At 61.3% G+C, this 8,632-nt stretch carries 10 protein-coding genes; 5 read left to right on the forward strand and 5 right to left on the reverse strand.

Going from position 1 to position 8,632, the window contains the following annotated elements:
• The coding region (locus ABYV89_RS11395; protein ID WP_432823075.1) for a carbohydrate deacetylase at positions 1 to 704 on the forward strand (704 nt) is incomplete at its 5' end.
• Positions 692 to 1,699, forward strand: a complete 1,008-nt coding sequence (locus ABYV89_RS11400) for a glycosyltransferase (protein WP_432823076.1) — start codon at positions 692 to 694, stop codon at positions 1,697 to 1,699. The genes ABYV89_RS11395 and ABYV89_RS11400, both read left to right, overlap by 13 nt.
• A 16-nt stretch (positions 1,700 to 1,715) precedes the next feature.
• Here the strand turns inward: ABYV89_RS11400 and ABYV89_RS11405 are convergent, their stop codons facing one another.
• The 3 genes from ABYV89_RS11405 to corA form a co-directional block, all read right to left on the reverse strand.
• Complete coding sequence (locus tag ABYV89_RS11405) at positions 1,716 to 2,354, reverse strand: cytochrome b/b6 domain-containing protein (protein WP_432823077.1); 639 nt, start codon at positions 2,352 to 2,354, stop codon at positions 1,716 to 1,718.
• Positions 2,355 to 2,393: 39 nt separating this feature from the next.
• A complete protein-coding gene (locus ABYV89_RS11410; RefSeq protein WP_432823078.1) occupies positions 2,394 to 3,032 on the reverse strand; it encodes a cytochrome b/b6 domain-containing protein in 639 nt (212 codons plus the stop codon).
• A 257-nt stretch (positions 3,033 to 3,289) separates the two neighbouring features.
• Positions 3,290 to 4,420, reverse strand: a complete 1,131-nt coding sequence (gene corA, locus ABYV89_RS11415) for a magnesium/cobalt transporter CorA (RefSeq protein ID WP_432823079.1) — start codon at positions 4,418 to 4,420, stop codon at positions 3,290 to 3,292.
• A gap of 143 nt (positions 4,421 to 4,563) precedes the next feature.
• Between corA and ABYV89_RS11420 the strand changes: the two genes are divergently transcribed.
• Both ABYV89_RS11420 and ABYV89_RS11425 read left to right on the forward strand, forming a co-directional pair.
• Entirely contained in the window at positions 4,564 to 4,770 is a 207-nt protein-coding gene (locus ABYV89_RS11420; RefSeq protein WP_432823080.1) for a GSU3473 family protein, read from the forward strand.
• A gap of 108 nt (positions 4,771 to 4,878) precedes the next feature.
• A complete protein-coding gene (locus tag ABYV89_RS11425) occupies positions 4,879 to 5,961 on the forward strand; it encodes a transporter substrate-binding domain-containing protein (RefSeq protein ID WP_432823081.1) in 1,083 nt (360 codons plus the stop codon).
• Positions 5,962 to 5,994: 33 nt separating this feature from the next.
• Here ABYV89_RS11425 and ABYV89_RS11430 read toward each other — a convergent pair whose 3' ends face one another.
• Entirely contained in the window at positions 5,995 to 6,234 is a 240-nt protein-coding gene (locus ABYV89_RS11430; protein ID WP_432823082.1) for a hypothetical protein, read from the reverse strand.
• 270 nt (positions 6,235 to 6,504) lie between these two features.
• A complete protein-coding gene (locus ABYV89_RS11435) occupies positions 6,505 to 6,768 on the reverse strand; it encodes a cytochrome c3 family protein (protein ID WP_432823083.1) in 264 nt (87 codons plus the stop codon).
• 245 nt (positions 6,769 to 7,013) lie between these two features.
• Here ABYV89_RS11435 and ABYV89_RS11440 point away from each other — a divergent pair, with 245 nt between their 5' ends.
• On the forward strand, positions 7,014 to 8,564 hold the full coding sequence (locus ABYV89_RS11440) for a formate--tetrahydrofolate ligase (protein WP_432823084.1): 1,551 nt from the start codon (positions 7,014 to 7,016) through the stop codon (positions 8,562 to 8,564).
• The last annotated feature ends 68 nt before the right edge of the window (positions 8,565 to 8,632 follow it).

Raw genomic sequence — 8,632 nt, forward strand, 5'->3', positions numbered from 1 at the left:
TCGCCGCCGCCCGCGAGGCGAAGCGGATGGAGCTGCCGCTGGGGGTGCACCTCAACCTGTCCGAAGGGCGGGCGTTGACCGGTGCCATTGGCGGGCTCACCGACTCGGTGGGAGATTTTCCCGGCAAGCCGCAGCTGCGTAAAATTCTGGCGCAAGGCCAGCTGGATCTGAACGGGGTGCGGCGGGAGCTGTCGGCGCAGATCGATCGGCTGTGTCAGACCGGCCTGGTTCCGGACCATCTCGATACCCACCAGCATTTCATGCTTTTTCCCTCCGTTTCGGCACTGGTCATCGAGCTGGCCAGGCAGCAGGGGATAGGCGCCCTGCGCCTGCCGCTGCCGGCCGAGGCGTCGCAGCACGATCCGCCGCCGCCGCTGGGGGACGAACTGGTTCTCTACCGCAGCCTGGCGCCGGCCGTCGCCGAGCTGGTCGCCGCCTCCGGCCTGTTTGCCCCGCAGGGGCTGTGGGGGATGACCTGCCTCGATCGTCTCGATCGCCAGGTGCTGGTTGCGCTGCTCGAGCAGATTCCTGCAGGAACCTGGGAGCTGATGATCCACCCCGGCTTCGTCGATCCCGACCGGCCCTTCTCCGGTGTGGAGCGAGCACGGGAGATGCAGGCGCTGATCGATGCCTCGATCCGCCGCCGGGTCGCCGACCGGCAAATCCACCTGACTACTTTCGGAGCCTGCGCATGCGCATCCTGATCGCCATCCCCAGCCAGGACCGGGCGACCGGAAACTGGGTCACCGGCCGCCGTTTTCAGCGAGGACTGGAGGGGCATGGGCATGTCGTGGCCCTGTGCGACTGTCCTCTCGACCCTTCGGTGCTTGAGGTGACGGTGGCGGCGTTCGTGCCCGATCTGGTCGTGCTGCTGCACGCCTACCGCACCGGGCGTCCCTGGCTGGAGGTGTCCCGGCGGCATCCGCAGCCGTGTATGGTGGTGCTGACCGGCACCGATGTCCATCACGGCATGGCCGACCCCGATCAGGGGCCGTTGATCGAGCAGGTGCTGCGGCAGGCGGGCGCGGTGGTGAGCCAGAATCCGCTGACGAGTGAAACTTTGCGCCGGGAGCGCCCCGACCTGGCCCCGCGGCTGCATTACCTGCCCCCCGGCATCGAGCTGGGCGCCGATCCGTATGCCCTTCGGCAACTCCACGCCATCCCCGCGGATCGTTTTCTGTTTCTCTGCCCGGCCAGCGTCAGGCCGGTCAAGGGAGTGCTCGAACTCATCCACCGGTTCGATTCGCTGGCCCGCCGGCGCAATGATTTCCACCTCGCCTGCTGCGGGCCGATCCTCGATGACGACTACGGCCGCGGGTTTCTGGCCGCCGTGGCCGAGCGGCCCTGGGCTTGCTACCTCGGCGTCGTCCCCGCCGAGGCGATGCCCGCCGCCATGCGCCAGGCCGAGGTGATCGTCAATAACTCGGTCTCCGAGGGGCTGCCCAACGCCCTGCTCGAGGCAGTGGTGCTCGGCCGGGCGGTGCTGGCCCGTGACATCCCCGGCAACGCCGCGATCATCAAATCTGGAATCAATGGTTTGCTGTATTCGGCTGCCGGCGAGTTTGAACACGCCGCCGGGCGCCTGCTCGACGATCCGGAGCTTCTGGCCTCCCTTTCCATTCCCAGCCCGCATAGCTACGCGCCTCAGAATGAGGCCCTTGAACTGGACCGACTCTGTCGGCTGTTCAAGCCTTTCTAGTTTTTCTTTCTTCGCTTCAGGACTGTTTTTCGATGGCTGCTCTGCCCTTGAACATAACTCGGAGCCACGGCCAGGCGGTGCTGTTCAGGGTCGTCAGGTAGACGTGGGTGAGAAGGAAGGCACACAGCAGGCAGCCGCCCAGAAAATGCAGCCCCATGAGAAACTTGATGCTGCCGAACAGGTCGATGACTTTCCAGGGGGGATAGAGGGATTTCAACGCCATGCCGGTGATCATCTGGAGCGGAAAGAGGATCAGCATCACCAGCATGTACAGGGTTTTTTCCAGCGGGTTGAACCGGCTCTGCGGGGTTGCCTGGTGGGGGTCGGGCCGGCCGCGGAAAAAGTGGACGAAATAATGGGCCATCTGCTGCCGCAGCCCGTGGCGCACTTCGCCTTTATGCAGCAGGTAGGTGGAGCCCAGCTTGCTGGTCAGCGTGGTGTAATAGAAAAACCAGAGAAAAAACGAGACGGTCACCAGCAGCCCCGCTTCGTTGTGGACTTTGATGGCCGTGCGGAAACTGGGGAACAGGTGGACATATTCGGCGAAACGGATCTGGGCTCCGCTCAGGATCAGGGTCAGCACGCCCAGGATATGCAGCCAGTGCCATAATCGAATCGGCAAGGGCGTGTTGCATTTGTTGCGGTCGGCGGCCATGGCGACACCCTTCTGCCGGTGACGGGCTGAGGTGGGACGCTAGTGTTTCTCTTCAATTTCCTCCCAACCGTCCCACATCGGTTTGAAGTGTGCCCAGGGCGTGGGGCCGAGGGTGGCCAGGTAGACGTGGGTGATGACGAAGGCGCAGAGGGCGCAGGCGGCCAGGAAGTGCAGGTTGACCATGAGCTTTAGGCCGCCGAACAGGTGGACGAGATTCCAGGCTGGCTGGATGTACAGCAGCCCCAGCCCGGTGAGAATCACCAGCGGCACCAGCATCAGCATGATGACCATGTAGGCCGATTTCTGCAGGGCGTTGAACTTGTTTTCCGGGGTGGCATGATGCGGGTTCTCGCGCCCGCGGAAAAAATTGAAGAAGTAATAGAGCCCCTGACGCCAGAGCCCCTTCTGCAGGTCTTCCTTGCCGGGTACGTACAGCTTGGCCAGGGTGCCGGCGATAACGGCATAATAGAGCAACCAGAGGGCAAACGAGAGGGTTACGACGATGCCGGCCGTGTTGTGCAGGCGGATGGCCGCCTTGTAGGAGCCGAACAGGTTGATGTATTCGGGGAAGCGGATCTGGATCCCGGTCAGTACCAGGGTCACCACCCCCAGCGCATGCAGCCAGTGCCAGATGCGCACCGGGGTCGGATTCAGGTAGATTTTTTTGGTTACCGCCATGGCACGCCCTTTTGCATCCGTAAAAGCGGCGATACGAAAAGGAATCTTTCTGGATGTCCTCTTGTTAAAGGATACACATAAAAAGCTTTCCGACAAGGTCCTTTGGGGGGCATGCCCAGCCTGATCCGCATTGAAGCCCTGCCGCGCGGTGAAGGATTATCGCTTCGTTCTTCGAGTCTTCCGGTGATGCGGTCATCGGCAAGGGTTACGCCTTCTGCGGCATCAGCGAGCCGGCAGACTGAGCCCCCTGATGGTGGTCAAAGCCATTTCTTCTTCTTGAAGAACGCGACCATCGCTCCCGCGACGAGCAAAATAATGATCCAGAAAGCGGCATAACCCCATTGCCAATGGAGTTCGGGCATGTGGTCAAAATTCATCCCGTAGATCCCGGCGATAAAGGTCAGCGGGATGAAGATGGTCGCCATGATGGTCAGCACTTTCATGACCTCGTTCATCCGGTTGCTGATGCTGGAGAGGTAGAGGTCGAGCATGCCGGAAAGGATGTCGCGAAAGGTCTCCACCGTGTCGATCACCTGGATCGTGTGGTCGTAGATGTCTTTGAAGAAAATTTCGGTCCCTTCGGCGAGCAAAGGGGATTCGCAGCGTTGCAGCCCGCTGATGACCTCGCGCAGCGGCCAGACCGATTTGCGCAGCAGGATCATTTCGCGCTTGAGGTTATGGATTTTGTGCAGGGTGGCCGGACCAGGGTTGGCGAGCAGTTCATCCTCGAGTTCCTCGATTTCTTCGCCGACCTTTTCCAGGATCACGAAATAGTTGTCGATGATCGAATCGAGCAGCGTGTAGGCCAAATAGTCGGCGCCCCGCTTGCGGACCCGCCCGCGATTGGTGCGGATCCGGTTCCGCACCCCGTCGAATACATCCCCGGCCTGCTCCTGAAAGGAAATGACCAGCCCGTTCTTGACGACCAGGCTGATCTGTTCGGTGTGGATCTCGCTCTGGTCTTCGGGGAGGAGGAGCATTTTCAGCACCAGGAAAAGATAATCGTCATGCTCTTCGAATTTGGGGCGGTGTCCGGTATTCAGGACGTCTTCAAGAACCAGCGGGTGCAGGTCAAAGCAGGAACCGCATTTTTCCAGGATGTCCACCTGGTGGATGCCGTCGATATTGATCCACTTGACGGACTGGTCGTCTTTTGCGGCAATGCACTCATCGATTGATGCGACGGCTTTTTCCGAAAATTTTTCGGTGTTGTATTCAATCAGTGAGATTTGCGCTGAGTCGACTTTGCGCTCACCGACATGAATCAGGGAGCCGGGGGAGGCGCCGATTTTTTTCGGGTTGGTTCGAATGACCTTCTTGGACATGGAAATGCTCCTTGAAAGGATGTTGGGCAACGCCCCGATGGTCACGGGGACGTCCTTTTTCATTACTGAAATGTTACTCCCGTTTTGTCGATCCGTCCATCCTCGGTTATGGATAACTAATGGAAAGTTTTCGACTAAACGCTTGTCATCCAGGTGTGGAGCGTATAATCTTTACACTGAGAATAGCTCTTGAATGGGAGGTTCGGATGATGATTCTGGTCAGGTACGCAGATGGCAGCTTCCGCAAGGTTCCCGCTGCCCTGCTGGGTAAGTTGATCAAGTCCGGAGAGGTGACCCACTTCAGGCGTGCTTCCGGGTGGGTTGAGGCGACCAGCGAGTCGGTAAGAACCCATTTTTCCCCCCGGTTCAACGGCCCGGAAAAACGGCGCCGTCCTCCCGGAACGGATAAGTGATCCACAGGACAATTGCAAGTCAAGGCCGGGGATGCTCCTGGCCATTTTTTTGTTCAGGTGTTTCTGTAGCCGACACGATTCCCTGTCCTATTATTGCAGGAGGTCTCCATGTTCAAGTGGTTCAAGATTTCATTGCTGGCGCTTCTGCTGGCGTATCCCGGCCTCACCTTCGGTCTCTCCGGGGAGGACGGCCTGCACAGCCTGGTGGTCGGCACCAAGGTGGCGCCGCCTTTTGCGGTCAAGAACGATCAGGGGGTATGGAGCGGCATGAGCATCGAGCTCTGGCGTGAAATAGCCGCCGATGCCGGCCTGTCGTACGAATTCGAAGAACGGGATCTGGCCGGACTGCTGGAGGGGCTGCAGGACGGCTCTCTCGATGCCGCGGTGGCGGCCCTGACCATCACCGCGCGGCGCGAGGAAATGATGGATTTCAGCCATCCGTTTCACACTTCGGGGCTCGGCATCGCGGTTCTGGCCGATGACACGGGGGGCTGGCTGCAGGTTCTCGAACGGTTCTTCTCCCCTGAGTTTCTCAAGGGGGTCGGTTCTCTCGGGCTGGTGCTGCTGCTGTTCGGTTTTCTCGTCTGGCTGTTCGAGCGCCGGAAAAATCCGGACCAGTTCGGCGGCGGGGTGCTGAAGGGGATCGGTTCCGGTTTCTGGTGGTCGGCGGTGACCATGACCACGGTCGGTTACGGCGACAAGGCTCCCGCCTCGCTCGGGGGGCGACTGGTGGCCATGATCTGGATGTTCGCGGCGATCATTATCATTTCCAGCTTTACCGCGGCGATCACCTCGTCATTGACCGTCAGCCGCCTCGAATCAAGAATTCGGGGCCCCGAGGATCTGGCCCGTGTGAGGGTGGCCAGCGTCCCCTCTTCGACCAGCGCCGCCTACCTGGAACGGGAACATATCGCCTACAGCCACTATCCTGACCCGGCGGCTGCCGTGGCGGCCCTGTCGGCAGGCAAGGTCGATGCGGTGGTCTACGATCTGCCGATCCTTCGCGACCTGGCGGTGAACGGCGATGGTTCGGTCATGGTGCTGCCCAAGGTGTTCGAGCGCCAGGATTACGGGATCGGCCTGCCGGCGGGCAGTCCCCTGCGCGAATCGGTCAACCGCATCCTGCTGGAGAAAATCAACTCCCCCTGGTGGGACGATATCCTCTACCGCTACCTGGGGACGGTACGCTAGGGCTGCGCCTGCTCTCCCTGGCAGCGCCGCCGGTTACGTCGTTTCCGTGCAGCCGTAGCAGCGCCGGGTTTTTTCCAGAACCTCGTCGCGCTGTTGCGCGGAAATCCAGCCGAACTCGAGCAGGATGTCCCCGAGCAGGCGGTGCGGACGCCCTTCCATGTCGTCATCCAGTTGTCGGATCATCGCCTGGCGCAGCTGGGTCGGGGTGATGTACCCGAGCTTGACGGCGATCATGCCGAACCTTGGTGAATGGGGGTCTCTTCGAGGCAGCATTCCCAGCCTCCTTTCGCGAATAGACTGAAAATCAGAAGCGGTACCGGCGAAAAGGCTTAACCTGCCGGGTCTTGATCATTTCACGCGGCTCAAGCGGATGCGTCTGTTGAGCGGATGTGGCGGATAGGGGCGCCGGGCCCACGCCTCTCAATGAGCAAAATGAATGCCGTTTTGGTTCCCGGCTGGTTCGTAGAAATAAACAAGCCCCGCCTTGAAGGGCGGGGCTTGTCAGTGTTGCGAGGTCATGTGACCCAAAAGTGCGGGTTGCGATTACTTCTTGTGGCAGTCGCCGCACTTGGTGGGGCCGCTCTGGGCCTTGTGGCAGTCTTTGCACAGGGCGTGAGCGGAGTTCTTGTCAAGCTCGATCATGGCCGGCTCGCCCTGGTGGCAGGCTTCGCAGCCGAGCTGGTCGGCATGGGTTTTGTGGTTGAAGGTGACGTTGCCGTTCTTGGCTTCCATAACGACGGTGTCAGTAGCCAGGGCAGCGGTGGCGGCGAAAGCGACGAGCATTGCAGCAACAAGCAGTTTTTTCATGATGAGACTCCTGTGAAATGGGGGATTAAAGACAGGTGATAAAATAAGGGGGAATCCGTTGCTAGTCAAGGAGTTTTTGCTGATGCGGCGCCATGTTACGCGTTTCTAATCTCTCCTGCGGAGATTGATAGCCGGATCTGGGGCCGCCATCTTCCGCGGCTGCCGGCTGGTTTTCGTCTGCCCGGATGGTAAACTTTCGGTATTGGAATTTGTGCCGATTTGAAGGATTCTGGGAGGGTTTTCCCATGCCAAGCGATGTTGAAATCGCCAGCAAGTTCAGTCCCCGCCCGATCGGCGAGATTGCCGCGTCCCTTGGTATTTGCGAAGACGATCTGCTCCCCTGCGGGCGGCACCTGGCCAAGGTTCATCTGCGCGCCCTGAGCCAACCGTCTTCCCGCAAGGGGCGGCTGGTTCTGGTGTCGGCCACCACGCCCACGGCCTCCGGCGAAGGCAAGACCACCACGAGCATCGGTCTTGGCCAGGCCTTTTCCCGCCTGGGGGAGTCGGTCTGCCTGGCCCTGCGCGAGCCCTCGCTCGGCCCCTGCCTGGGGATGAAGGGGGGCGCCACCGGCGGCGGCTACAGCCAGGTCATGCCGGCAGACCGCATTAACCTGCACTTCACCGGCGATTTTCACGCGATCACCAGTGCCAACAACCTCCTTTCCGCCGCCATTGACAACCACATCTACCACGGCAACGAGCTCGGCATCGATCCCCGTCAGGTGGTCTGGCGCCGGGTCATGGACATGAACGACCGCAGCCTGCGCCACATCGTGGTCGGCCTTGGCGGCAAGGGGCAGGGCATCCCCCGGGAGGGCGGTTTCGACATCACCGCGGCTTCCGAGGTGATGGCCATGCTCTGCCTGGCCGAAAATATGGCCGACCTGCGGCGGCGTCTCGACAGGACCCTGGTCGCCTTCAGCTACGGCGGCGAGCCGGTTCGGGCCAGCCAGCTGCAGGTGACCGGCGCCATGCTGGCACTGCTGCGCGACGCGATCCATCCCAACCTGGTACAGACCCTGGAAGGGACGCCGGCATTCATTCATGGCGGCCCTTTTGCCAATATCGCTCACGGCTGCAACAGCCTGGCGGCGACCCGGATGGCGATGCACCATGCCGACTGGGTGATTACCGAAGCCGGCTTCGGTTTCGACCTGGGGGCAGAAAAATTTTTCGATATCAAGTGCCGGCTGGCCAACCTCGACCCGGTGGCGGTGGTGCTGGTCACCACCGTGCGGGCGCTCAAGATGCACGGCGGCAGGGATAAGGCCGAGTTGGGGGAGGAAGACCTTGACGCGCTGTTCCTGGGGCTCGCCAACCTCGACAAGCACATCGAAAACGTCGGCAAGTTCAACAAGCGGCCGGTGGTGGCGCTCAACCGGTTTGCCGGCGACAGCGAAGCCGAAGTCGCCCTGGTCCGGGCCCGCTGCCGGGAGCAGGCGGTTCCCTTCGCCCTCTGTACCCATCATGGTGATGGCGGTGCCGGGGCCCTCGAGCTGGCCCGGCTGGTGATGGCCGTGGCCGCGGACAGCGAACCCTTTGCACCGCTTTATCCCCTTGACCTGCCGGTGGTCGAGAAGGTGCGTATCATCTGCCGGGAAATCTACGGAGCCGACGATGTCGCCTTCACCCGGCAGGCGGAAAAAGATTTGCTGCAGGTCGAACGGCTGGGGCTCTCAGGGCTGCCGGTGTGCGTCGCCAAGGCACCCAGTTCCCTTTCCGACGATCCGGCGCTGCGCGGTCGGCCGCGCAGGCAGAGATACCACCGGGCGTCAGGCGGAGTTCGGCCGCGCTGATCTGGCGGGCCGGGCGGATGCGCCCTGCCCCCTGTCGGCGGTCGAGAAGAAATCGATCACCATTTCCA

The sequence above is a fragment of the Trichloromonas sp. genome (assembly GCF_041583255.1).
Classification (GTDB): Bacteria; Desulfobacterota; Desulfuromonadia; order Desulfuromonadales; family Trichloromonadaceae; genus Trichloromonas.

Coding starts and splice junctions, on each gene's coding strand:
- corA (WP_432823079.1), bottom strand. CDS start 4,420: ATGAAAAAGGACGTCCCCGTGACCATCGGGGCGTTGCCCAACATCCTT.
- ABYV89_RS11410 (WP_432823078.1), bottom strand. CDS start 3,032: ATGGCGGTAACCAAAAAAATCTACCTGAATCCGACCCCGGTGCGCATC.
- ABYV89_RS11440 (WP_432823084.1), top strand. CDS start 7,014: ATGCCAAGCGATGTTGAAATCGCCAGCAAGTTCAGTCCCCGCCCGATC.
- ABYV89_RS11425 (WP_432823081.1), top strand. CDS start 4,879: ATGTTCAAGTGGTTCAAGATTTCATTGCTGGCGCTTCTGCTGGCGTAT.
- ABYV89_RS11405 (WP_432823077.1), bottom strand. CDS start 2,354: ATGGCCGCCGACCGCAACAAATGCAACACGCCCTTGCCGATTCGATTA.
- ABYV89_RS11420 (WP_432823080.1), top strand. CDS start 4,564: ATGATGATTCTGGTCAGGTACGCAGATGGCAGCTTCCGCAAGGTTCCC.
- ABYV89_RS11430 (WP_432823082.1), bottom strand. CDS start 6,234: ATGCTGCCTCGAAGAGACCCCCATTCACCAAGGTTCGGCATGATCGCC.
- ABYV89_RS11435 (WP_432823083.1), bottom strand. CDS start 6,768: ATGAAAAAACTGCTTGTTGCTGCAATGCTCGTCGCTTTCGCCGCCACC.
- ABYV89_RS11400 (WP_432823076.1), top strand. CDS start 692: ATGCGCATCCTGATCGCCATCCCCAGCCAGGACCGGGCGACCGGAAAC.